Here is a 24,486-nt window from a genome sequence, read left to right on the forward strand (position 1 = left end):
GTGCCTGTTCGTCGTCGGCTGGGACGTCCGGGGACGCGGTAGGGTCGGTTTGCCGGTGTTGGTGTTGGTGCCGGGTGGTGTCGGCACTGCGGGTTCGCACGGCGGGTTCCTCACCGTGCTGACTTCTCACCCGTTTCATGAGGGCAGCAGCCAGCGCCTGACGCGGGTGATGAGGTCATCGGTGTCGACGGGCTTGGTGACGTAGTCGTTGGCACCCGACGCCAGGGACTTCTCCTGGTCACCCGGCATCGCCTTCGCGGTGACGGCGATGATGGGCAGGTCCGCGTACTGGGGCATCTTCCGGATCTCGGCGGTGGCGGCGTAGCCGTCCATCTCCGGCATCATCACGTCCATCAGGACGATCGAGACCTCCGGATGGGCGAGCAGCGCCTCGATGCCCTTGCGGCCGTTCTCCGCGTGCAGGACCCGGAAGCCGTGCAGCTCCAGGATCCCGCTCAGGGCGAAGAGATTGCGGGCGTCGTCGTCGACGACCAGCACGGTGCGGCCGACGAAGGCGTCGTCCACGGGCTGCGCCGCCGTGTGCTGCGGCTCCTCCGCGCGCACCAGGGACAGTGCGTCCCCCGGCTCCTCAGCGGACAGGTGCAGCACGACGCGCTCACGCAGTTCGTCCAGGCTGGAGAGGAAGTCGAGCGGCCGGCCCGCCGAACGGGACTGCAAAGCCCGCTCCTGCGCGAGATCCATGCGGTGACCGCTGTGCACCAGCACGGGAACGCTCGCGAGCGCCGAGTCGCCCTGTACGGCCTGCAGGAAACGGGACGCCTCGTCGTCCGGCATGCCGAGCTCCAGAACGACGCAGTGGCAGGGTTCCGCGGCCAGCGCACTCGCCGCCTCCTGCGCTCCGGCTGCCGTGATGATGTCGATCGCCTCGCTCGGGTCGCCGTCGCCCCGGCTGCGGGCGATGTCCGCGACCGCGCTCTCGGCGACGAGTGTCAGCAGCCCCCGCGTGCGGCCCTCCACCACCAGCAGCCGGCGCCTGCGCTGCCCGGGCAGGCCGGGCAGGCCGACCACCGGACGGGGTACCACCACGGCGTCCGAGGCGATCTGGGCAGTGGGCTGCTCGGCCGGCCGGCTGCCCGCCAGCACCTCCTCGAAGTCGGCGCGGGACACGGGCAGGAACAGCGTGAACGTACTGCCCTGCCCCGGCGTGCTGTCCACCGTGACGGCGCCGCCGAGCAGATGGGCGATCTCCCGGGTGATCGACAGCCCGAGACCGGTGCCGCCGTACTTGCGGCTCGTCGTACCGTCCGCCTGCTGGAACGCCCCGAAGATGGTCTCCAGTTGCTGCTCGGGGATGCCGATACCGGTGTCCTTCACCCGGAAGGCCACGACGCTGCCGCCCCGGTAAACCTCCGCCGGCACCTCGTCGGCGGCGGCCGGTTCGATGCGCAGTTCCACGCTGCCCCGCTCGGTGAACTTCACCGCGTTCGACAGCAGGTTGCGCAGGATCTGCCGCAGCCGCGAGTCGTCCGTGAGCAGATCGGCGGGCGCGCCGGTGGCGGTGGTGATGGTGAAGTCCAGGCTCTTCTGCGTGGTCATCGGCCGGAACGTGGCCTCGACGTACTCCAGCAGCTGCCGCAGCGCGACCGGTTCCGGAGTGACGTCCATCTTGCCGGCCTCGACCTTCGACAGATCGAGGATGTCGTTGATCAGCTGCAGCAGGTCCGATCCGGCGGAGTGGATGATGCCCGCGTACTCCACCTGCTTCGGCGTGAGATTGCGGGACGGGTTCTGCGCCAGCAACTGGGCCAGGATCAGCAGGCTGTTCAGCGGGGTGCGCAGCTCGTGGCTCATGTTCGCCAGGAACTCCGACTTGTACTTCGAAGCCAGCGACAGCTCCTGGGCCCTGGTCTCCAGTTCCTGCCGCGCCTGCTCGATCTGAAGGTTCTTCGCCTCGATGTCGCGGTTCCGGTCGGCCAGCAGGGACGCCTTCTCCTCCAGCTCGGCGTTGGAACGCTGCAGTTCCTCCTGCTGTACCTGCAGTTCCTCGGAACGCTCCTGCAGTTCGGCCGTCAGACGCTGCGACTCCTCCAGCAGCTCGTCGGTCCGGGCGTTGGCCACGATGGTGTTGAGGTTGACGCCGATGGTCTCCATCAGCTGTTCCAGGAAGTCCCGGTGGGTCTCGGTGAAGCGGCTGACCGACGCCAGCTCGATGACGCCCAGGACCTGGTCCTCGACCACGATGGGCAGCACCACCAGCGCGGTCGGCGCGATCCGGCCGAGCCCCGAGGAGATCGCCACGTATCCCGGCGGGAGTTCGTCCACGCCGATCGTCCGCCGGTTGCGGGCCGCCTGGCCGACGAGCGAGCGCCCCACGGGGATGCGGTTGGGCCGGGAGTCGTCGTCGGGGAAGCCATAGGAGCCCACCAGCCGCAGTTCGGGCCCCCGGTCGGTGTCCTCCGCCAGGTAGAAGGCGCCGTACTGGGCCGACACCAGCGGCGTCAGCTCATCCATGATCAGCTCGGCGACGACGGGCAGATCACGGTGCCCCTGCATCAGGCCCGAGATCCGGGCGAGGTTGGTCTTCAGCCAGTCCTGCTCCTGGTTGGCCCGTGTCGTCTCTCTCAGCGACTCCACCATGGAGTTGATGTTGTCCTTGAGCTCGGCGACCTCGCCCGACGCCTCCACGGTGATCGAACGCGTCAGATCGCCCTCGGCGACGGCGCTGGCGACCTCGGCGATCGCACGGACCTGCCGGGTGAGGTTCCCGGCCAGTTCGTTGACGTTCTCCGTCAGCCGCTTCCAGGTGCCGGAGACACCCTCCACCTCGGCCTGGCCGCCGAGCCGCCCCTCGCTGCCGACCTCCCGCGCCACCCGGGTCACCTCGGCGGCGAACGACGACAACTGATCCACCATCGTGTTGATCGTGGTCTTGAGCTCCAGGATCTCGCCGCGGGCGTCGACGTCGATCTTCTTCGACAGATCACCGTTGGCCACCGCGGTCGTCACCAGCGCGATGTTGCGGACCTGACCGGTCAGGTTGTTCGCCATCGAGTTGACGTTGTCGGTGAGGTCCTTCCAGGTCCCCGCCACGTTCGGCACGTGCGCCTGACCGCCGAGGCGGCCCTCGGTGCCCACTTCGCGGGCGACGCGGGTCACTTCGTCGGCGAACGCGGACAGCGTGTCGACCATCGTGTTGATGACTTCCGCCAGCGCCGCGACCTCGCCCTTCGCCTCGACCGTGATCTTCTGGGAGAGGTCGCCGCGCGCCACGGCCGTGGCCACCTGGGTGATCGAACGGACCTGACCGGTCAGGTTCGACGCCATCACGTTGACGTTGTCCGTCAGGTCCTTCCACGTGCCCGAGACACCGCGGACGGTGGCCTGCCCGCCCAGATTGCCCTCGGTGCCCACCTCGCGGGCCACTCGGGTGACCTCGTCGGCGAAGGCGGACAACTGGTCGACCATCGTGTTCATCGTGTTCTTCAGCTCGAGGATCTCGCCCCGCGCGTCCACGCTGATCTTCTGCGACAGGTCGCCCTTGGCCACCGCGGTCGCCACCTGGGCGACATTGCGGACCTGGGTCGTGAGGTTGCCCGCCATGAAGTTGACGGAGTCCGTCAGATCGCGCCAGGTGCCCTTGACGCCCTGGACGTCCGCCTGACCGCCGAGGCGGCCCTCGGTGCCGACCTCGCGGGCGACGCGGGTGACCTCGTCGGCGAAGGCGGACAGCTGGTCGACCATCGTGTTGATGGTGTTCTTCAGCTCGAGGATCTCGCCCCGCGCGTCCACGGTGATCTTCTGGGAGAGATCGCCCTTGGCCACCGCGGTCGTCACCTGGGCGACGTTGCGGACCTGGGCGGTGAGGTTGCCCGCCATGAAGTTGACGGAGTCGGTCAGGTCCCGCCAGACGCCACCGACACCGGGCACCTGCGCCTGGCCGCCGAGGCGCCCCTCGCTGCCGACCTCGCGGGCGACGCGGGTGACCTCGTCGGCGAAGGCGGACAGCTGGTCGACCATCGTGTTGACGGTCTCCTTCAGCTGCAGGATCTCGCCCTGGGCGTCCACGTCGATCTTCTGGGAGAGGTCGCCCTTGGCCACCGCCGTCGCCACCTGAGCGATGTCCCGGACCTGCGTGGTCAGATTGCCCGCCATCGCGTTCACGGAATCGGTCAGATCGGCCCAGGTGCCGGAGACCCCCGGCACCTCCGCCTGCCCGCCCAGCGTCCCCTCGGTGCCCACCTCGCGCGCCACACGCGTCACCTCGGAGGTGAAGACGGACAACTGGTCGACCATTCCGTTGAAGACGGTCGCGATGTCCCCGAGGAGGCCCTCGCCGTCATCCGGCAGCCGGGTGCCGAAGTCCCCGTCCCGTACGGCGGTCAGCCCCGCGAGCAACTGCCGCAACTCCTGTTCGCCCGGAGCCCGTTCCGTGGCCTCAGTGGTCCTGCTGGTCATGCGCACCCTCGTTCCGCTCCCCAAGAGTCCTCGTACGAGAACTCGGAACCGCGCCGGGCCCGCGAACGGCCCCGCTGGTCGCCCCCGCATTCCCCTCGGTGTTTCCGCAGCTCACGGATCTTCCCGAGGAGAAAATACGCCGCAGGTTAACTCAGTTGCCGTGCGACAACCAAAGCGCAGTGCAAAGATCTCGGGCCCGGCGGGGAGACACGGATCGAACACGCATGGAGACGCCGGATCGGGGTAAGAGGGAGGGCGCTTTGAGGGTGTGTCAGTTGTTGATGTTGGTATTGACGGTTTGTCACCTGCGCCAGATCTCGCGGTACGCCTCCCGGTAGCCCGACGGATTCCAGGTGGTGACGCCCTCGCTGTTGCCGGCCGTGCTGATGTGCACGGGAGCGACGTAGCCGCTGGCGGGCCGGCCGGAGAACGCGCGGTTGAACTCGTCGATGATCTGCCAGCCCTGCAGGGACAGCGGCTCGGGGACGGTGGCGGCCTGGTACCGCTCGCTGTTGACGCGCTGGAAGGCCGAGGGGTCGCCGTCCCCCGCGCCGATGTTGAAGGGCGGGCCGGACCCCTCCTTGCCGGCGGCGCGGAAGGCGGCGGCGGCGTCGGCGAAGTACAGGTCGTTGATGGCCACGGAGTACGTCCAGTCGTCGCCGAAGCGGGAGAGGAGCGCGGAGATCTCCCGGGGCGTGCGGGTGCTCGCGTCCGGGATCGGGATGTTCTCGTAGGCCAGCAGCCGCACGCCCGAGCAGGTCGCCAGCTCCTTCCGGATCAGCTCGGACTTGTTCTTGGCGAACGGGATCGAGGCGTCGGTGAAGACCACGACACCCGCGTTGCCGTTGGAACGGGCGATGACCCACTGGGCGCTGATCCTCGCCACCTCGTCCACCTCGGTGGTGACGTTGGTGAAGAGCGGCGGCTGCCTGCTCGGACCGGGGGAGGCGACCGCGTGCCAGCCGATGAGCGGGATACCGGCGGCGCTCGCCTGTGCCACCTGCTGCGACGTCGAGTTGGGGTCGAAGCCGCCGATGACGATGCCCGACGGTCTGAGGGCCACGGCCTGGCCCAGCGCCGACTGGATGCCGGCGGGCGTGCCCCCGCCGTCGATCACCCGGACGTTCCAGCCGATGACCCGCGCGGCCTCCCGGACACCGTTCGCCGCACCCGCGACTCCGGGGTTGGTCATGGTCTGCGCTACGTAGACGATGGTCCTGCCGGACACCGCCGGGGGGCCGCTGGTGGGGCCGTCCCAGGGGATGTCGGTCCGCTCGGCCCGGCTCACGGCGGCCTCGGCCGCGTCCTGGACGGCCGGGCAGCCGCTGCGGCCCGTGGCGGTGTCCGCCGGATCGTCCGAGGAGCCGCGTTCGCATCCGGCGAGGACCGCTGTCACGGCCAGCAGGGCGGTGGCGACGAACGGTGCTTTGCGGGTGCCGGGGGTGGGCACGATCCTGAGGCTGCCGGTCCTGTGATTGCAGTGCACGGGAGCTCCTTGCGGGTTTGCGAGGAGAGGGGCCTTGGCGTGACCGGAGGTCACGGAGGCGCTGTCGGCGGTGCCGGCGGCGGTGGCGGCGCCGGCGATGGGGCGGGCGAGTCGCGGGCGGCGGTGGCGCCGGTACGGAGGCGGCGGCGGGCCGAGTAACCGGCCAGGCCGACGGCAACGAGGAGGGTGGCACCGTTGAACAGCGGTGTCGCCCAGAAGTCGGCCCCCATCTGCCCGATACCGGCGAGGCCGATGGCGAGGACGGCGACGGCGACGACGGTGCCGAGGGCGTTGGGCCGGCCCGGTTTGATCGCGGTGGACCCGAGCAGGGCGCCGACGAAGGCGGGCAGCAGATAGTCGAGGCCCACGCTCGGGTTGCCGATCTGTTGCTGCGCGGCGAGCAGCACCCCGGCGAAGCCTACGATCAGCCCCGATGTGGCGAAGGCGTACACCGAGTACCTGCGGGTGGGGATGCCCACGAGGTCGGCGGCGCGCGGGTTGGAGCCGATGACGTACAGGTACCGGCCGAGCGGCAGCCGCTCCAGGACCAGCCAGAGAACGACCGCCAGGGCGAGCACGTAGAAGGCGGGTACCGGAAGGCCGAGGAACGAGGAGTCGTAGATGTCGGTGAAGGCGGGCGGCAGGCCCTCTGGGCCGGGCACGATCCGGCCGCCGTCGGTGACCCAGCCGGTGACCGCGTACAGCATGCTGCCGGTTCCGAGGGTGGCGATGAAGGAGTCGATCTGGCCGAACTCGACGATGATCCCGTTGAGGACGCCCACCACCGCGCCGCCGATGACCACCGCGAGGCAGGCGAGCGGCCAGGGCCAGCCTTCGGCGACGATGAGCTGCATCACCATCACGTGCGCCAGCCCCAGGCCGTAGCCGATGGACAGGTCGAACTTGCCGGTCGCGATGGGGACCATCGCGCCGAGCGCCAGGATGGCCGGGATCGACTGGGTCGACAGGATCGAGTCGATGTTGTCCAGCGTGGGGAAGGTCCGCGGCAGGGTGAGCGAGAAGACCAGGAAGAGCAGGGCGGTGAGGGCCAGCAGGCCGTAGGTGCCGATGAGATGCCCACCGCCACCGCGCCTTCGCAGCCCTGCGGGCGGGGGTGGGTTGTCGGGTCCGTTCGGTCCGCCGGGCGGGGGTGGGTTGTCGGGTCCGTTCGGTCCGCCGGGCGGGGGTGGGTTGTCGGGTCCGTTCGGTCCGCCGGGCGGGGGTGGGTTGTCGGGTCCGTTCGGTCCGTCGGGTCCGCTTGGTTGTCCGGGGCCACCAGGCCCACCAGGGTGAACCGGGCCGTCTTCCGGACGGCCGCGTTGTTCCGGCCTGTCCGACTCGCCCCGCGCCCCGGGCTCCTCCGGCTTCTCCGGCTCATCAGGTCGTCCCGGTGCGGCCACCCGCTCCGATGTGGCCACCCGCTCCGCTCCCGCCACCCGCTCCGGTGCCTCGGGCGCCCCCGGTACCCGCGGTGCAAGAAACGGTTCCACCGGTGGCTGCGGGGCGTGGGCGGGGCGAGGAAGCCGGTCCTGGCGTCCGGCGGCGCGGGGAGGGGGGGAGGCGGTCATCGGTTCGTCGGGGTTCTGGCAGGGGGTACGGCCGAGGCCGCCCCGGTGAGCCCGGCGACGGTGAGGGCCGTGCCGCTCAGCTCGGCCGTCACGGCTCCCCGCACGAAGACCACGGCACGCCGGCACACCCCCGCCACCTCCTCGAAGTCGGAGGAGATGAGCAGCACGGCGAGACCGGCGCCGAGCGCCTCGTCGAGCAGCCGGTGGATCGCGGCCTTGGCGCCGATGTCCACGCTCGCCGTCGGCTCCTCGAGGATCAGCAGGCGCAGCCCCACCCGGAGCCAGCGGCCGACCATGACCTTCTGCTGGTTGCCGCCGGAGAGGGTGGCGATGACGGCCTCGCTGTCGCGGGGACGTACCGCGAAGCGGTCGATCAGGGCGGTGGCCTCCGCACGCTCACGGCGCGGGCCGATCCAGCGCAGCGCCGGCAGGCCTCCCGCGCGCGGGTTGGCCAGGAGGTTCTCCCGTACGGTCAGCTCGGCGGCGCACCCCTCCGACTGCCGGTTGCCGGTCACGATGCCGACCCCGAGACCGACGGCGTCGGCCACCGTACGCGGGCGGTACGGCCGGCCGCCGAGCAGTGCGCGGCCGCCCAGCAAGGGGCGGGCCCCGGCGAGGGCGCGGCCCAGGTCCATGTGTCCGGCGCCCGTGAGACCGACCAGCCCGAGCACCTCCCCGGCCCGGAGTTCCAGACCGACCGGCCCCGTCCCCGCGGTCCGCACCCCGTCGAGGGTCAGCACGGGAGGACGGCCGGAGGGAACCGTGGCGGGACGGTGCCCGGTCAACTCCTCACCGACGATGTCGTGCACCAGCCGGACCGGACTGTGGCCCGCCAGCGGGCCGTGGCTGACGACGTGTCCGTCACGCAGGACGACAAAGCTGTCGGCGACCTCGTACACCTCGTCCAGACGGTGGCTGACGTACAGGATGCCGTGTCCCCGGTCGCGCAGGGTGTGCAGGACGGCGAAGAGCCGGGCGCAGTCCGCGGCGGGGAGGCTCGCGGTCGGCTCGTCGAGGACGATGAGCTTCGCGCGGGACGCCAGCGCCCGGGCGATGGCCACCAGCGAACGGTCGGCGGGTGCCAGGTCGGCGATCCGCGCGTCCGGGTCGAGGTGTCCGGCGACGGTCCTCAGGACTTCGGTGCAGCGCTCCCGGGTCCGCCGCCAGGAGATCACACCGGCACGCCGTGGATATCCCGTGCTCAGGGCGATGTTCTCGGCGACGGACATCCACTCCACCAGGCCCAGGTCCTGGTGGATGAACGACATGCTCAGGGCGGCGGCATGGGTCCCGAGCGGGTGTCCGTCCACCGTGATCTCTCCGGCGTCGGCGTGATGGACACCCGCGAGGACCTTGATGAGGGTGGACTTTCCGGCGCCGTTGGGACCGAGGAGGGCGAGGATCCGGCCCGCGTGCACGTCGAGGTCGACGCCGTCCAGCGCCAGGGTGCCGCCGAATCGCTTGCCCAGTCCGCGGATGCGGACCAGGGGCTCCGCGCCGAGGGGCGGGAACGCGTTCACAGAGGTGTCGGGAGCGTCGTGCACGGACATCTCCGGAGGGTCGGCCTGGCGAAGCGAGTTCTTCCCGACGTGACGAGACACGGTGAGAACGCGTGACGAGACACGAGCGAGAATACTGTACTAATTACAGCATTTCAGACATTGCGCGGCTCGTAACCCGGTTTTCCGGTCGTGGCAGCAGCCCGGTGGCAGCCCGGTGGCAATCCGGGTGGCAGCCCGGGTGACAACCGGGTGCTCTCAGGCGGCGTCCACCGCGCACTCGGCCCAGATGACCTTGCCTTCCGGCGTGTAGCGCGTCCCCCAGGACTGGGTCAGCTGTGCGACGAGGAAGAGGCCCCGCCCGCCCTCGTCGGTGCTGGCCGCGCGGCGCAGGTGCGGTGCGGTGTTGCTGGTGTCGGAGACCTCGAAGATCAGGGTGCGGTCGTGCAGGAGCCGTACTCGGATGGGCCCGGCGCCGTGCCGGATGGCATTGGTCACCAGTTCGCTGAGCAGCAGCTCCGCGGCGAACACGGTCTCCTCGAGACCCCATTCGGTCAGTTGCCGGGCGGCGGCGGCGCGGACCTCGCTGACGCGGGCCGGGTCGGCGGGCAGGTCCCAGATGGCGATCCGGCGCGGGTCCAGGGCGTGGGTGCGGGCGACGAGCAGGGCGATGTCGTCACAGGGGTGGGACGGCGCCACGGTGTCCAGGACCGCCTGACAGGTCTCCTCGGGGGTGCGGTCCGAGTGGGCGAGGGTCCCGCGCAGGTGTTCGAGGGCGACGTCTATGTCGCGCTGCCGGTCCTCGATGAGTCCGTCGGTGTAGAGGACCAGCTGGCTGTTTTCCGGGATGTGTATCTCGGCGGTTTCGAACGGCAGGCCGCCGAGACCGAGCGGGGGCCCGGCGGGCAGGTCGGGGAAGGTCACGGTGCCGTCGGGACGGACCAGCGCCGGCGGCGGATGGCCGGCGCGGGCCATGGTGCACTGCTGCGAGGTCGGGTCGTAGACGGCGTACAGGCAGGTCGCGCCGATGATGCCGGCGTCCGCTTCGGCGGGGTTGCGGCCGCCCTCCCGGTCCTGGCCCTCCTCCCGGTCCAGGCGCACGACGAGGTTGTCGAGGTGGGTGAGGACCTCGTCCGGCGGGAAGTCGAGTTCGGCGAAGTTGCGCGCGGCCGTGCGCAGTCGGCCCATGGTGGCGGCGGAGTGCAGGCCGTGTCCGACCACGTCGCCGACGAAGAGGCCGATCCGGGTGCCGGACAGCGGGATCACGTCGTACCAGTCGCCGCCCACCCCGTGCTCGGCGGGCAGATAGCGGTGGGCGACCTCGACGGCGTTCTGCTCGGGCACGCCGTGCGGGAGCAGGCTGCGCTGCAGGGCAAGCACCATGGTGCGTTCGCGTGTGTAGCGGCGTGCGTTGTCCATGGACAGCGCGGCGCGGGCGGCGAGCTCCTGGGCCAGCGAGCGGTCGTCGTCGGTGAAGGGCGCCTGGTCCTGCGAGCGGTAGAAGCTGGCGACACCCAGGACGACACCGCGGGCGACCAGGGGGACGGCGACGAGCGAGTGGACGTGGCTGAGGAGCCGCTCGGTGTGTTCGGGGTCCTGGTCCAGCCAGCCGGCGGCGTCCTTCAGATCCGGCTCCAGTACGGCCTGTCCGTGGGCCAGGCAGCGCAGCTGGGGCGTGGTCGGCCGGAAGTCGATCCGCTTGCCGACCGGACTGAACGGGAGGTCGTCGCGAATGCCGTGGACCACCGTGCGGCGCAGCTCGCTGCGCGGGTCGGCGGACTCGTCGCCGCGCAGTACGGCCTCCGGCAGGTCGATCGTGACGAAGTCGGCCAGCCGCGGGACGGCCGTCTCGGCGAGTTCCAGTGCGGTGCGGGGCACGTCCAGGGTGGTGCCTATACGGGCACTGGCCTCGGACAGCAGTTCAAGGCGGCGGCGAGCGGCAAGCGCGAACTTCCCCACCTCCGGCTCACCGAGCAGCACCAGCCCCCTGGCCGGGGGCTGGGCACCGGAAGGGGCGTGGGAAGGACTGCTGGAAGGGGCACCGGAAGGGATGCCGGGCGGCGGGGCGGCGGGCGGGGCGCCGGACGCCGGGACGGACGGCGGGACGGTCGGCAGGGCGCCGGACGGCGGGGCGTAGGGGGGAGGCCCGGAGGATGGGGCGGATGCCCGCTCGGGGTGGGCGCTGAACGTCGGTCCGGGACGGGTGGCGGTCGTCCGTCCGGGGCGTTCGCCGCTCGTGCCATCGGCGTGGGCGGGGACCACCTGCTCGATCTGGCGCGGAATGGCGCGCGGCGCCCTGGGGGCACCGCCGGGCAGGAGCACCTCGATCGCGACGCCCGTCACTCCCGAGGCGCTCGTCATCGGGCGGCTCACGAGGGTGATCCGGCGGCCGTCGGACAGGGACACCTCGATGGCGGCCCGCTGTGCGGTGGAAATCAGTTCGGCGGCCTTGTCCATCAGCAGCGCCTGGTCGCGACGGTTCAGACTCCGGGCCAGCTGGTCCACGGCGGTGGTGCGGTCGGGCAGAGTGCCAGTACCGGTACCTGGTCCGACTCCGGTTCCGGTTCCGGTCCCGGTTCCCGCCCCGGTTCCGGTGAGCATGCCGGTGGCTGCGGCCGTCGCTGTGGCCGTGGCCGGCCCGATGCCGATCCCGATGCCGGTGGCGAGGTCGAGGCCGGCGGTGAGGTCGAGACCGGTCGCGGGGTCGAGGCCGGTGCCGACGGCCGTATCGGTGCCGAAGGCCACACCGGCGTCGGCCGCGGTCTCCAGGTACGTTCGCAGCAGAGCGCGCTCCCGCGCGGAACTCTGCTCGAGCAGTCGCCGCTCGATGGCGTCGGCCGCCCTGCGTATCACCGTGGCCAGCACGGGATCCTCGGCACTGCGCGGATAGCCGAGGCACAGGACGCCCTCTATGCGCCCGCTGAGCGGGTCGCGGACGGGGATGGCACGGCAGGCGCTCGCCTGGGAGCGCTCAGCGAAGTGCTCGGCCCCGTAGACCTGGATGAGCTGTCGCTCGGCGAGTGCGAGACCGATCCCGTTGGTACCGGCGACTGATTCGGCGAACACGAATCCGGGCACGCGCTGGATCGCCGGAAGGCTTCTGGCCAGGGACGCCTCTCCGAAGCGGCGCAGCAGGACCGTCCCGCTCGCATCGGCGACGGAGATGTTCATCTTGCTGCCCGCGAACCTGGACTCCAGCCGGTCGAGTACGGGACCCGCGGCGCGGACGAGCCGAGCGTCCGGATCGAAGTCGTCCCGGAAGGGGAGTTCGGACTGATCCGGTGAGAGGCCCAGCGTCCGGCAGCGTTGCCACGAGTTGAGGATCGAGGGCCGGACGCCCTTCTCCAACCGTTCGCCCTGCAGGAACCGCTCACGAGCGCTGACGGGCCCCGCGCCGTCGGTGGCAAGCCCCGTCTGCGTCGCTTCCTTGCTGGAACGAACCACGTTTCGCCCCACTCATCCGTCACTCGTCAAGTCGAACCGGGCATTCATGATGATACGTGGAATAAAGCCCCAAGTCGTGGTTCGTTACCTACGTCACACCAGGTCACGACAGGTCACGACTGGAACCTCTCTGTTTCCTGGCAACTCGCTGCACCCCTCGGCTTCTTGCCCTAATGGGAGGTGAACGAAGTCCTACATTTGACAGAGTCTAATCTGGGGGCTAGTTTTCGAGTCCATTGATCCCGTGTGTGCGATCTGGGGGGAATTCTCTGTATTGGCTCCCGTAGTGGCGCGCGCGCCGGTGTCGGGAACCAGCCATTCCTCTCTCAGTCGTCGCACCCGGCCCCCTTCTGAGAACGGAGTTGGACATGAGGTGCTACGACTGCCTCCAGGAGGCGCGCAGCGACACCGACGGCATCGGTGTGTGCTCGCGCTGCGGCTTGGCCACCTGCGAGAACCACGCCCGCATCCGTCAGGTGCACGTCGCCCGTCAGGTCGCCATGGGGGCATCCCACAGCCGCCTCCCGGCACGCAGGGTGGTGTGCCACACCTGCGACGCCGCCGAGACGACGCACTGACGGCGTCGTGCGGTTATCACCGGCCGCCGGGGTGCGCGTTCCCCGAAGTAAGCGCCCCCCGGCCTACCCGGCCCCCTGGTCCTGCTCGGTCCGCTGGTCCGGCTCGGCTCACTGGTCCGCCTCGGCCCGCTGGTCCTGCTCATCGATCCGGCCTCGCTCACGGGTCTGCCCGCCACCCGCCTACGTGCCTACCCGGCTCAGCCGACTCACCCGGCAAACCCGGGCCCACCGCGGCTCACCGGGCCTACCAGCCCCGCCTGGCCCACCCCGTTCCACCGGGAACTCCCCGTCGTAAGCGCCCCGTTACCGAATCTTGCCGCCGCCCACCACGGCGGCTACGCTCCCTGCTGCGATGCCCCCGCCACCTGCGATCTGGGGTCCGAGCCGCCCCGGATCACCACTCGGCGGCCGTGGAGCGGCGCTGGGCGCCCCACCTCCGTACGACCGACACGAGGTCCCCGTCCCGTCTGATCGCCACGGTGTACGAACTGCGACGTGGTCTCGCGGTGCACGGCGATGAGCGCTACCTGGAGCCGTTCAAGCGCTTCAGCTGTTACGGGCACCCGATCACCCACCCGGTGACCCGCAGACTTGAGGGCGTGGAGGAGATCTTCGGCCCGGTCCTGTCCCTCATCGCGTACGACGACGTCGACGACGCCGTCCGCATCGCCAACGACTCGGACTTCGGCCTCGGCGGCACGGTCTGGACGGCCGACCCGGAACGCGGCGCGGCCGTCGCCCGCAGCGTCCACACCGGAACGATCGGCGTCAACCGCTACATCCCCGACCCCGCGGCCCCCTTCGACGGCGTCAAGGCCAGCGGCCTGGGCCGAGAACTGGGCCCGGAGGGCCTCACGGCCTACCAACAGACACAGACCGTGTACCTCTGACACCCATGACACCCAGTCCGCGCCTCGGCGGGCACTCTCCGGCTCGTGTGACGCTCTTCTGCCGGAGGATCCACGGCGAGCTCAGGCAGGGTCAGGGGTCGTGCGGGTGCGTCGAGCGGGCGGCCCGGACAGCACCGGAGCCCCGAGCCTGACGGTCAGCGGCCCTCGCCCGGGCCCCTGCCGCGTAGTGAGGACAGGACGAGGCGGCCGTAGCGTGTGGTGAGGGCCAGGCCTGTGACGGCGAGGGCTGTGGTGAGGGCGAGGGCGGTGGGGACGGCTCCCTTGAGGTCCAGCAGCGGCAGGATGCCGAGCGAGGTGCTCAAGGGCAGCCCCAGGATGGTGAGAAGGCCCAGGGCTCCGGCGATCTGCTGGCTCTCCTGGGTCTGGACCAGTCGGGCGTAGTCGGCCGCCTCGGCCAGGATTTCGTCGAATCGGGCCGGCAGACGGTGCTGTGACTGGAAAGCCAGCAGCAGGTCGTTCGCGGGACCGTGCGCCGTCAGGTGCTGGCGCCAGTAGGTGCTGCGGAAGGCGGCGATGTGCCGTTCGAGGGCGGACACCCGGCGGGCGAGTCGGGGACCTTCGAAGATGCCCGAGAGGCCGTTGGTGAGCTCGTCGATGTGGTCGCGCTGGATGGTGCCGAGCAGCAGGGCGTCGAGGTAGACGGTGCGGCAGTGCAGCTCCGCGAAGGCGTAGAAGTCGCCGTCGCCGGTGTCGGCGCGATGGCCGAGGAAGGCCGCGCCGTGACGCAGTACCAGGGCGCTCCAGTCCGCCGAAAGACGAAGCGCCTGGGCGGACTTCTCCGGCCAGTGCTCGAGCGGCACCGGGAAGTCCGTGTCCGTCGACCGCGACGCCAGCGACCACAGCCAGCGGTCTGCAGTGTCGGGCAGCCTGCCGTCCTGCCGCAGTGCTGGTGTGTGCTCCGCGTCGGGGGTGAGGAACGCGATCGTGTACGGGCGGGCTATAGCGAACGGGGCGGCGACGCGCGGCTCGGCGACGCTGCCGAGGAGCGCCGCCGGGGACAACGCGCCTTCGAGGGGGTCCGGGCCGGCGAGGGGCCGGTGGCCGATGGCGCGCAGCGTCGGGAGCAGCGCGGGCCCCTCCACGGAGAAGTGCAGTACGGCGAGGGCGTGGTGCGGTTGTCGCGCGGTGGAGGTGCGCAGCAACTCGATGCCCCGCAGACGCAGCGCTTCGTCGCGAATGTCCATGAACCGGTGCCAGCGGCAGGGCCGTTCGGGAGTGCCGTAGAGGGCACGGGCGGCGGCCGGGGTGAAGTAGGTCTGACGGGTACCGGCATCGGTCCGGCGACTGCCCAGGTCGAAGGGTATGGGACCGGTGGACCACGGGGGAGGGGCGGTGAGCCGGACGGGCAGGATGGCGGCGAGTGTTTGCCGTACGCCGGTGAGGGAGCTCAGATCCGTGGTCAACGGTGGGACGCCTCCGATGGGGACCGGTGAGGTCTGTGCCGGCGTGCGGAAAGCGGAACGGTGAGGTCTCCGCTCAGCGGCGCGCGCGCTTCAGGATACGGAGCTTGCCGGGACGTTGTGATCGGGATGCGGGCGTTGTTCCGGGTGACGGGGGGAGGACCGCGGTGCAGTCCTGCCGCCGTCTCGCGGGGGCGATGGCCGTGGGGCCGCTCCGGTGTCGGGGGTTGTCGCCGTGCGACGGTTCACTCCCAGTTCCACGACTGGTTGGGGTTGCCCACGCATACCCAGCCCTGGACCCTTCGGCCGTTCTGGCCGGAGGTGGCGGCCTCCGCGTCCAGGCAGAAGCCGTCGGTGATGCTGACCAGCGCCTGACCGCCGAACAGGCTCGGGAGGCCCAGCGTCCACCGCTGGGCCTTGAGTCCGTCGCAGGGCCTGGTCAGGATCCGCTGGCCGTTCACGGCGTTCGTGGTCGCATCGGCGTCCAGGCAGCCGAACGTGCCCTGGTTCACGATGGTGTACTGCAGCAGGCCGCCCGGTACCCGGTGCAGCGCCCAACGCTGCTTGGCGACGCCCGTGCAATCCGACACCCGGACCTCCTGGCCGCCTCCGCTCACGGAGTCGGTGCCGGTGTCGAGGCACTTGGCGACGGACGTGCCGTTGACGCTCTCGTCCACTGTGAGCGAGCCCGTCCGGACCGGGCCGCGAGGGCGGCTGTAGAGCGCCTTCTTCGTCTGCGCTCCGACCTTGCCGTCGGCGGTGATCCCGGCCTCGGTCTGGAAGACCTTGACCCGGGCGAGGGTCTGCGCGCCGAACCGACCGTCGACCGTGACGTTCAGACCGTAGCCGACGAGGAGTTGCTGCAGGGCGGCCACGCAGTCGCCCCGGTCGCCCGAGACGATCTGGGCGGGGCACGCGGCCGAGCGGATGTCCAGGTTCCCGGGGTTCGGAGGCTTCTCCGGTGTCGTCGGGGTGTTCTTCGACTTGGAGGGCGTCGCGGTGGGCGACGGCTCGGGGCTCGCCGTCGGTGACGTGGTGGGTGTCGCGGTCACGACCACCGTTACGGCAGGAGCGGGCCCCGGGTCGGCCGTGGCGCGCTTGTCGCCCTGCGGCAAGAGCGCCACCGCGGTGCCCACGGCGAGCAGGGCGGCCGCCGCGGCAGCCAGTACAACGTTTCTGCGTCCGCCGACCTTTTCGCGAAGGCCCAGGTTTCCGCGTCCGCCGACCTTTTCACGAAGGCCCAGGTTTCCGCGTTCGTCGACGCTGCCGCGTCCGTCGAGGCTTCCGCGTCCGCCGCCGTTGTTGCGTGCGCCGTCGTCGTCGCGTCCGTGGTCGTTGTTGCGCCCGTCCACGTACCTGTGCCCGTCGACGTTCCTGCGTCCGCGGCGGCCGGACCGCGTGGGGGCTGCGGGCCGGCCGTCCGGCGTCGGCACGGATTCAGTTGTCGTCGGGTGCGGGTCGTCTGCGGTGGTGCGCCGCGCGGTGGGCCGGGTCGGGCTCTCGGCGGAGGTGACCGGGGGAGCAGCCGGGGAAGCGGAGCGGGCGGGGCTTCCGGCCCGTGTGCCGGTCGTGCCCGAACGTGGTGGGCTACCGGCTGATCCGGCCGACAACTGGTGTCCGATGGCGGTCCGGAAGACCGTCTCCGGGGACGGCCGGCGTTCGGGATCCTTCTCCAGGCAAGTGCCCAGGAACTCGGCCAGCTGCGGGTCGGCGGCCGTCACCTTGGCGACGACCTCCTCCTTCGGCGGATCGAAGGCGACCCGGTGGAGCACGTCCACACCGGTGCCCTCACCGAAGGGCGCCTGTCCCGCGACGGCGTAGCTGACGGCGGAGGCCATCGAGAAGACGTCGGAGACCGCGGTCAGTTCATGTCCCCTGACCTGCTCCGGTGACATGAAGGCGGGGGTTCCGACGTGCTGGCCGGTGGTGGTGATCGAGGTGGTGTCGGCGGCCTGGACGACGCCGAAGTCGATGAGGCGGGCGCCGTCGGCCGCGAGGATCACATTGGACGGCTTCAGGTCGCGGTGGACGATCCCGGCCTGCCACATCGCCTCGATCGCGCGGCCCAGATCGGCCACCAACCGCCAGGCCGCCGCCGCGTCGATCGGTCCGTGTTCGGTGACGGCGTCCGCGAGAGTGGGCCCCGGTATGTACTCGGTGGCCACCCACACCAGGGCCTCTTCGCAGCCGCTGCCCATCAGCCGGGCGGTGTGCGCGCTGCGGACCCGGCCCAGCGCGGCGACCTCCCGCTCGAAACGCCTGCGGAACTGCGGGTCCTCCGCGTACTCCGGCCGGATCACCTTCACCGCGGCCCGGCCCTGCCGCGCGGTGTTCCGGCCCAGATAGACCCGGCCCATCCCGCCGCTGCCGAGCACCGACTCCAGGACGTACGGACCCACCCGCGTCGGATCGTTCTTCCTCAACGGAACCGGAGGCGTCGGTTCCATGCCGATCGCCGCGTAGGCCATGGTGTCCGACCTGCCGCGGCTCTGCTCTGGCATGTAAATCCCGGTCTCTCGCGTGGCGCGTGTGAACGTGAGACTAGCGCAGCGGACGTGTCCGAGAAGTGAGTTGCGCGGTCAGAACCGTCCCGGGGTGAACCGACGTCATCGCTGATGAATCCGACTGATCCGATGGTGGATGGGGGATGCTGTGCCGGAACCGTCCGATTCGTCCTGGTTACGGAAAACGTCGGGAGTGCCGGAGCTGCCGCAAGGGTCCGCGAGGGTCCGCGAGGGTTCTGGTCCGTTTCAGGGATCTGCAGTTGGCGGGTGGGTCGAGTTCGGCCGTGGCCGGGCTCATCGCCTGGGGCCTGGTCGTCGTCGCCGACAGAACCGAGACCCTGCTTCCGGGTTGGCGGATCCTCGCCTTCTTCCTGGCGATGGTCGTCGTTTTTCAGGGGCTGATGGCCGTCGGCGTCTTCGGTGTGAAGGCCGCCTTCAGTGCGGCCGTCCCCCTCGCTGACCCTGACACCATCCTTGCCGGGGGCCGGCGGGGCCTGCGCCACTTCGGCCCCCGCTACGGGGCGTTCTTCGTGCTGGAAGCCGTCCTCTACTCGGTGATCGCCTTCTTCGTCGTCGACGCCCGGATCGTCCTCCTGTTCTTCTCGGTGATTCCCTTCCTGCGTGCCGGCTGGACCGCCTGGTGGGAGCGGCGGCACGAAATGCTGGTCTGGGAGGCGTGGCAGGGCGAGGTCCGGCAGTCGCGGCAGCCCGTCACGCGGAAGGGCAAGAAGCCGATGCACGTGCTCTACACGACGCCGAGCCGCGTCAACCGGTCCCGGGTTCCGGCGGGTTGATGCCTGTTCCTGTGGCGGGCACCTTGCCGCGCACCCGGACGGTGCTGCCGTGCCGGGTGCCGGCCGGGATCCGGATCGTGACCGACTGGCGGGCGCGCTCGCCCATCCCGCTTCCTCGGCAGCTCCGGCAGCGGGAGCCCTCAACCAGGCCGTCGCCTGGATGCTGCCGCACCTCGCCGACCGCGATCTGCTGCTGGTCCAGGACGCCGACACCGTCCTCAACCCGTGGTTCGCCGAGACCGCCGTCCGCACGTTCAACCGCCGTGTCGGCGCGGTCGGCGGTGTCTTCTACGGCGAGCAGGGCGGGGGACTGCTGGGGCTGCTGCAGCGCATGGAGTTCCACCGCTACGCGTGGGAGATGGAGCGCACCGGTGGCAAGGCCCAGGTCCTCACCGGCACTGGCACCATGTTCCGCGCCCGGGTGCTGCGTGAGGTCCGCGCCGCCCGTCGCTCGGGCCGCATCGGCGGCGGGACCGACTACTACAGCCTTGCCTCACTCACCGAGGACGACGAGATCACCAAGGCGGTCAAGACCCTCGGCTACCGCACCATGTCCCCGGCCGGCTGTGCCGTCACCACCGAGATCATGACCACCCTTCCCAAGCTGTGGCACCAGCGCCTGCGCTGGCAGCGCGGCGCCCTGGAGAACCTCCGTGACTACGGCTGGACCCGGGTCACCGCCCGCTACTTCGTCCAGCAGTTCATGATGGGCTTCGGTGCGCTGAGCTTCGCCATCTACCTGGCCTACATGACGCTGGTGCTCTGCACATACGGCTGGCCGGGACTGTCGCCGTTCTGGACCGCCATCGGTCTGATCTTCGTTGTCGAGAAGGTCGTCTCCGTACGCCGGGCCGGCCCGCTGGCCGTATTCGTGGCACTGCTCATGATTCCGGAGATGCTCTACGACCTCTTTCAGCACGCCGTGTACTTCACCTCCCTGTGGGGCCTGGTACGGCGCAGCGAGGAGAAGTGGGTCGCCACCTGACGTTCCCACTCCACCCCCAGCCCCCACGATCCACCAGCACCACCTTCCAACCGCACCACCTTGTACTGCACTGCCTGGAGGAACACGATGTACGGAAGAGTCGTAGGCGCCGGTACCACCGGAACCGGCGGGGCCGCGCTGGCCGCCACCGGCATCTGGATCAACAGCATGGCCCTGGTGGTCGCCGCCACCACCCTGCTGGCGGCCGGCCTCGCGCTCTACAAGCTGGCCCCGCGGCCTCGGCGCCGCGGCTGACACCCCCCACGGCATGACCGCCCCGACATCACGTCGGGGCGGTTTGTGTCATGCGTGCTTCCCGGGGTTCGGGGGTCCTCCGTGAGCAGTTCGGCGGTCTCCCGTGAGCAGTTCCGCGGTCCTGCGTGAGAAGGGGCTCAGCTACGGCCGAAGTGCTCCACGCGCACCTGGGCGGGCGGGTAGGGGTAGGAGGACGTCGTGCCCACCGACCAGTACTCGCCGGTGCCGGGTATCCGGGCGAGCGCGTTGATCAGGACGGGAGTCGTCGACGTCGGTCCGCGTTCGCTCACCCAGGCCGAGCCGTTCCACCGCAGGTAGTGCGCGCGGGTCTCGTCCCAGAAGTCCCAGCCTGCGATGGCGTCGGGCCGGCCCTGGTCGTCGCCGGTGACTCCGCTGAGCAGACCGATCGTGAACGGCGTGGTGACGCTGTTCCAGGTGGTGCCGTCCCAGTGCCGCAGCACGCAGTTCGGGGGCCTGCCGGGCGGACCGCCGACCCCGTTGTCGAATCCGGTGAGCCACACGTCGTCGACGGCGCGGGCGAGGAGCCCCGTGACGACGAGACGGATTCCCGTGGGCGGCGCCAGTTGCGTCCATCCGCCGCCGTCCCAGCGGGCGGCGAAGCCGGTGCCGTACACCCAGATCTCGCCGCCGGGGGTGCGGTGGACGCCTGACGGGGCCCCGCTCACCGTGCCCGGCAGCGGTGCGTCCCAGCCCCACTGCCGTCCGTCCCAGTGCAGCAGTGCGTGCCCGGCACTGGTGCGCCCGGAGACCCAGGCGCGCCCGTCGGGGGCGACCGTGACACCGGTGAGGACGGTTCCGGCGGCACCCCGCCCCGGGTACGGCGTCTCCTGCCAGGTGGAGCCGTCCCAGGCCAGGAGGTGTCCGCCGCCGGAGGTGTCGGTGCCGACGGCCCACGCCTGGTCCGGGGAGCCGGCGACGGAGTGCAACTGTCCGGCGAACCCGAGATGGCCGAGATCGGTCCGGCTCCACGCCGTACCGTCCCACACCATCGACAGGGGCCTGCCCCGTGTGCTTCCGCTCCGCCCCTCCTCACCCACGGCCCACGCGATTCCCGGCCCGCCGGCCGCCACGTCGACCAACTGCGCGGCCTCCCGTCCGCTCGGCACGGCCACCGGCTGCCATCCCGCGGGGAACGCGGCGGCGGCACTGCCGGCGGCCGCTGACGGGCCCGTCGCGGTGGTGAGACCCAGTCCTGCCGCGGTACCGATCAATCCACTGACGAACTGCCGTCTTCGCACGGGGACTTCCCTTCATCCGCCGGGTAGGGGGGACCACCGTCGGGCAGTACGCGGAAGAGGTCAATGTACGGACGTGAGCACTTCGCGCCGCCGTGCGAATCGGCCGAAACGCCCCCCGGACGTCACCGGTTCCCGCGTACGAGCTCGATCCGGTACTTCCGTGTCCGTGTCCCGTCCTCACTGGTCACCGAAACGACGGCCGACGCCCGACCGGGCCCGCCGGCTCCGGCCCTGTCGACCACCACGCTCGCGTAGGGGTCGCGTGCGGTCGCCGTGACCGTGCTCCGCTTCGGGTCGGCGGTGCTCACCCGGTACTCGGTCGTGTCGGGGTCGAAGGGCGCCACGGGGACCCCGGCCACCTCGATCGACGCGGCGGCGGCGTCCGAGGAGACGCCGGGGGCCTTGGCGTGCACCTCGATCTCGCTCATCGTGATGTAGCCGCCCGGACGTGCGGTCATGACCACCCGCACTGCGGTCGCCGGTCCCGCCTTCAGCGGTACGTCGACCACGGGTGTGCCCTCGGTCCCGACCGGGATGTCGTCGCTCGCGTCGGCCCACGGACCGTCGCCGGCCGTCCGCACCTGCACCTTCAGAGTCACGGGGAAGGAGACGTTGGTCCCGTCCCGGTGGAAGTGCGCCACGACCCGGCTCAGGTCGCGCGCCGCCGGCAGCGTGAAGGTGACGGTGTCGGACGGGTTCTTCGTGTTCCCCGGTTTCCAGTTGGACCAGGCCTTCTCGGACAGGTCGCCGTTGCGCAGGCGTTCCGCGGAGTACCCGCTCTCGGTGAACGTCGCGCCGACCGAGGCCCCGTCGTCCGGCGCGATGTTGGTCTCCACCGGTTCGGTGACCTGGACCCGTACGGCCGCGTCGACGGTGCTGCCGTCGACGACCCGTGCGGCGCCGCGCAGCGTCACCACGCCGGTGGTGTCGAACGCCCCGTCAGGTGCCGGCTCCCAGGCCACCGGGAGGTCGGCCCTGCCGCCGTCCCTGCCGACGCCGACGACGACGGCCGGGAGTTCGGGCTTCCCGCCCGGGTAGGTCTTGGCCCGGCCCGGGAGGGTCGAGGCGATCGTGTCGACGGTGACGACCGCCTTCGCGGGGATCTTCCGCCCGAGGGGGTCCGTGGCGCTGCCCGTGACGCGTACCGTCCCGGGTTCGCGCCACTTCCGGTCCGGCGGGAGCGTCCACACCACGGGGAGGGAGCCGCGGGCGCCGTCCCGGAACACCGGCGTCACCGTCTCCGGGAGCCTGGGCGGCAGACCGGGGACGGTGAACGCCTCGACCGTGTCGGTGCGCAGCACCGTTTCGTCGGTCACGGTCCAGCGCTGGTTCGCCGCCGAGGTCGGGGTGTACGTGGAGACCTTGGCGCCGTCCGCGGAGGACTGCCCGGTGACATCGACGAGGCGGCCGGTGGCGGCGTTGACGAACGTCCATGAGCCGTCGCCGGTCGTCGACATGATCCACTGGGCCGCCTCGTCGGCCCGGCCCCCCTGCGGTTCCTCGAGCACGGCCTGGTTGTCGCGCACCGTGAGCCGCTTGCCGGTCTTGGCGTTGGTGATGGTGTACCGCTCGCGGTTGCCGGTGCCGCGCGTCAACTGCTCGACGGACCAGAGCTGTTCAGCGCCCCGGGCGCCGGTCTGACCGGTCGTGCGAATGACGACGCCGCTGCCGTCGTCGGACGGAGTGAGCGACTTGCCGCTCTGCGTTCCCTGCAGCCGGTAGACATGGCCCGGTCGGACGAGGGCGGCGTCCTTCGCCACGCCGCTGACGCCCTCGACCAGGAAGGTCGTGACCGACTTCGCAGGCACGACGAGCGTGGCCGACCGGTCGGTCACCCGGACCGGGTTGCCTCGTACGAGGGCTCCGTCGGTGCTCGTCACCACGGGCGTGACGGTGGCCCGTGGCGCGACCCTGCCGAAGCGCGAGAGATCGAGGGTCACGGAACGCGCGGACGTACTGCTGTTGACGTGGACCACCGTCGCCGCGCGGCCGGACTTCCGCACCGCGGCGACGCTGGACGGATCGTCCACCTTCACGAAGTGATCGCCGGGACGGATGTGGTGGGTGAAGTTACGGATGGTGTGGAACTTCGAGTTGGTGCGGATCGGGCAGGTCTCCAGGGTGTCCTTGGCCGTGCAGTTGAACGGGATGTGGATGCTGCCCCAGTTCTTGCCGGCCGCGGCCTGGGGGATCGCGTCCTCGACCGGCTGCCAGAACACCCAGGCGGACGGCTCCAGTTCACGCATGTCGTCGACCATGCGGGTGGCGATCCCGAGCCCCGGTTCCATCCCGGTGAAGTCGGTGCCCGTGCCCCAGGTGCCCTCGACCTCGCTCATCCACAGCTTCTCGTCCGCGCCCTTGGCGATGTCGCGTGCGCTGGTGCGCATGCTCGTGCCGTAGGTGTGCACGTTGAGCTGGTCGACGGCGGCTCGTGCGGGAGCGCCGTAGGCGTTGTAGTTCTGGGTGAAGATGCTCGGGTTGGTCTCGTCCATCGCGGAGATCATGGCGCGGGTCTTCGCCCCGTCGAGCGCCTTGTCGAGCGCGAGGACCACTTTCTGCTGGAGCTCCGGCCCGGCGTGCGCACCCTCCTGACGCCCGCCCGTGGGCTGCCCGTCCGCTCCGATCTGGGTGCCCCAGTAGTTCGTATTGGGCTCGTTGAGCGGGGCGATGGTGTCGAACCTGATGCGGTGTCTCTTCTCCAACTGCTCGGTCACGCGCACCAGATAGGTGGCGAAGTCGTCGACGCGGTCGGTGCGGATCTGGTCCGCGTTCGAGTCGAAGCCGCCGGAGACATAACCGCTGACCGTCTGGAACCACGGCGGCGAGTTGCTGAACGCCTCCCAGCGGGTGACCTTCTTCTTGATCTGGTCCACCCACCAGCGCTGGCCCGCGTCGGCATCCCAGTTCCAGTGATCCGGGTTGTTCGGGTCCCACCAGTCCATGTCCTGCCGGGTGGTGCCCTCGGGGGCCTTCCAGAAGCCCTCCATGGTCGCGCCCGCCTTCATGTAGTCCTTGCGGACATCAGGGGCGTTGCCACCGCCGATGTTGTAGCGCGCGATGGTGAGGCCGAGACCGTCCTCGCCGAACAGCATGTCGACGAGCCGTCTTCGGATGGGGTCCGGGTAGCGCCCCGTGGCGTTGGCGAACCAGACGAGGCTCGTCCCCCATCCCTCGAACTCCTGCTGGCGGTAGGACGGATCGATCCGCACCGTGACCGCGCTGCGGCGGCGCGTCAGCGGCGGCGGGCGTGGCGGCGGGCGCGGCGACCAGACCAGCGCCGAGCACCAGGGGAATCGTCGGCGCCAACGCCCGGATGATGCGATGCCGGCTGGACAACGGCACTCCCTTCCACAACACAGAGGCGAAAACACAGAGACGAACAGAACC

The 24,486-nt window shown here is 70.7% G+C and carries 13 protein-coding genes and 1 pseudogene; 5 read left to right on the forward strand and 9 right to left on the reverse strand.

All coding sequences use genetic code 11. The annotated features are described in order from the left end of the window. Positions 1-135: 135 nt before the first annotated feature. The 5 genes from EF387_RS15575 to EF387_RS15595 form a co-directional block, all read right to left on the reverse strand. Positions 136-4,416 carry a HAMP domain-containing protein gene (locus EF387_RS15575; RefSeq protein ID WP_128377144.1) on the reverse strand — a complete coding sequence of 1,427 codons (4,281 nt, stop codon included), beginning with the start codon at positions 4,414-4,416 and terminating at the stop codon, positions 136-138. Positions 4,417-4,717: 301 nt separating this feature from the next. After that, entirely contained in the window at positions 4,718-5,902 is a 1,185-nt protein-coding gene (locus tag EF387_RS15580; protein WP_420802576.1) for a substrate-binding domain-containing protein, read from the reverse strand. 50 nt (positions 5,903-5,952) lie between these two features. After that, entirely contained in the window at positions 5,953-7,002 is a 1,050-nt protein-coding gene (locus EF387_RS15585) for an ABC transporter permease (protein WP_128377314.1), read from the reverse strand. Between the two features lie 464 nt (positions 7,003-7,466). After that, positions 7,467-9,014, reverse strand: a complete 1,548-nt coding sequence (locus tag EF387_RS15590) for a sugar ABC transporter ATP-binding protein (protein WP_128377315.1) — start codon at positions 9,012-9,014, stop codon at positions 7,467-7,469. Between the two features lie 213 nt (positions 9,015-9,227). Further along, positions 9,228-12,413, reverse strand: coding sequence for a SpoIIE family protein phosphatase (locus EF387_RS15595; RefSeq protein WP_128377145.1), 3,186 nt, complete (start codon positions 12,411-12,413; stop codon positions 9,228-9,230). A 368-nt stretch (positions 12,414-12,781) separates the two neighbouring features. On the opposite strand from EF387_RS15595, the gene EF387_RS15600 reads away from it, so the two are divergent. Both EF387_RS15600 and EF387_RS50010 read left to right on the forward strand, forming a co-directional pair. After that, positions 12,782-12,991, forward strand: a complete 210-nt coding sequence (locus EF387_RS15600; protein ID WP_128377146.1) for a DUF2180 family protein — start codon at positions 12,782-12,784, stop codon at positions 12,989-12,991. Positions 12,992-13,401: 410 nt separating this feature from the next. Then, on the forward strand, positions 13,402-13,881 hold the full coding sequence (locus EF387_RS50010) for an aldehyde dehydrogenase family protein (RefSeq protein WP_420802577.1): 480 nt from the start codon (positions 13,402-13,404) through the stop codon (positions 13,879-13,881). 155 nt (positions 13,882-14,036) lie between these two features. On the opposite strand, the gene EF387_RS15610 is transcribed toward EF387_RS50010, so the two are convergent. Further along, positions 14,037-15,305, reverse strand: a complete 1,269-nt coding sequence (locus tag EF387_RS15610) for a hypothetical protein (protein ID WP_128377147.1) — start codon at positions 15,303-15,305, stop codon at positions 14,037-14,039. 242 nt (positions 15,306-15,547) lie between these two features. Next, on the reverse strand, positions 15,548-17,803 hold the full coding sequence (locus EF387_RS46680; RefSeq protein ID WP_155589762.1) for a protein kinase domain-containing protein: 2,256 nt from the start codon (positions 17,801-17,803) through the stop codon (positions 15,548-15,550). Positions 17,804-18,090: 287 nt separating this feature from the next. Between EF387_RS46680 and EF387_RS15630 the strand changes: the two genes are divergently transcribed. The 3 genes from EF387_RS15630 to EF387_RS47470 all read left to right on the forward strand — a co-directional run bounded on the left by EF387_RS15630 (position 18,091) and on the right by EF387_RS47470 (position 19,840). Then, positions 18,091-18,600 (forward strand): hypothetical protein, encoded by a 510-nt coding sequence (locus tag EF387_RS15630; protein WP_128377148.1) that lies wholly within the window; start codon positions 18,091-18,093, stop codon positions 18,598-18,600. An 85-nt stretch (positions 18,601-18,685) separates the two neighbouring features. Then, the gene (locus tag EF387_RS15635) at positions 18,686-19,585 is read left to right on the forward strand and encodes a glycosyltransferase family 2 protein (protein ID WP_238431552.1); all 900 of its coding nucleotides are present in this window, start codon (positions 18,686-18,688) and stop codon (positions 19,583-19,585) included. Between the two features lie 87 nt (positions 19,586-19,672). Next, a complete protein-coding gene (locus EF387_RS47470; RefSeq protein ID WP_202918273.1) occupies positions 19,673-19,840 on the forward strand; it encodes a hypothetical protein in 168 nt (55 codons plus the stop codon). A 137-nt stretch (positions 19,841-19,977) separates the two neighbouring features. On the opposite strand, the gene EF387_RS15640 is transcribed toward EF387_RS47470, so the two are convergent. Then, positions 19,978-21,099, reverse strand: a complete 1,122-nt coding sequence (locus tag EF387_RS15640; RefSeq protein ID WP_128377149.1) for a hypothetical protein — start codon at positions 21,097-21,099, stop codon at positions 19,978-19,980. A 122-nt stretch (positions 21,100-21,221) separates the two neighbouring features. After that, a pseudogene (locus EF387_RS15645) lies at positions 21,222-24,435 on the reverse strand (RICIN domain-containing protein). Between the last annotated feature and the right edge of the window lie 51 nt (positions 24,436-24,486).

The sequence above is a fragment of the Streptomyces cavernae genome, assembly GCF_004023625.1.
Classification (GTDB): domain Bacteria; phylum Actinomycetota; class Actinomycetes; order Streptomycetales; family Streptomycetaceae; genus Streptomyces; species Streptomyces cavernae.

Coding starts and splice junctions, on each gene's coding strand:
- EF387_RS15575 (WP_128377144.1), bottom strand. CDS start 4,416: ATGACCAGCAGGACCACTGAGGCCACGGAACGGGCTCCGGGCGAACAG.
- EF387_RS15600 (WP_128377146.1), top strand. CDS start 12,782: ATGAGGTGCTACGACTGCCTCCAGGAGGCGCGCAGCGACACCGACGGC.
- EF387_RS46680 (WP_155589762.1), bottom strand. CDS start 17,803: ATGCCAGAGCAGAGCCGCGGCAGGTCGGACACCATGGCCTACGCGGCG.
- EF387_RS47470 (WP_202918273.1), top strand. CDS start 19,673: ATGTACGGAAGAGTCGTAGGCGCCGGTACCACCGGAACCGGCGGGGCC.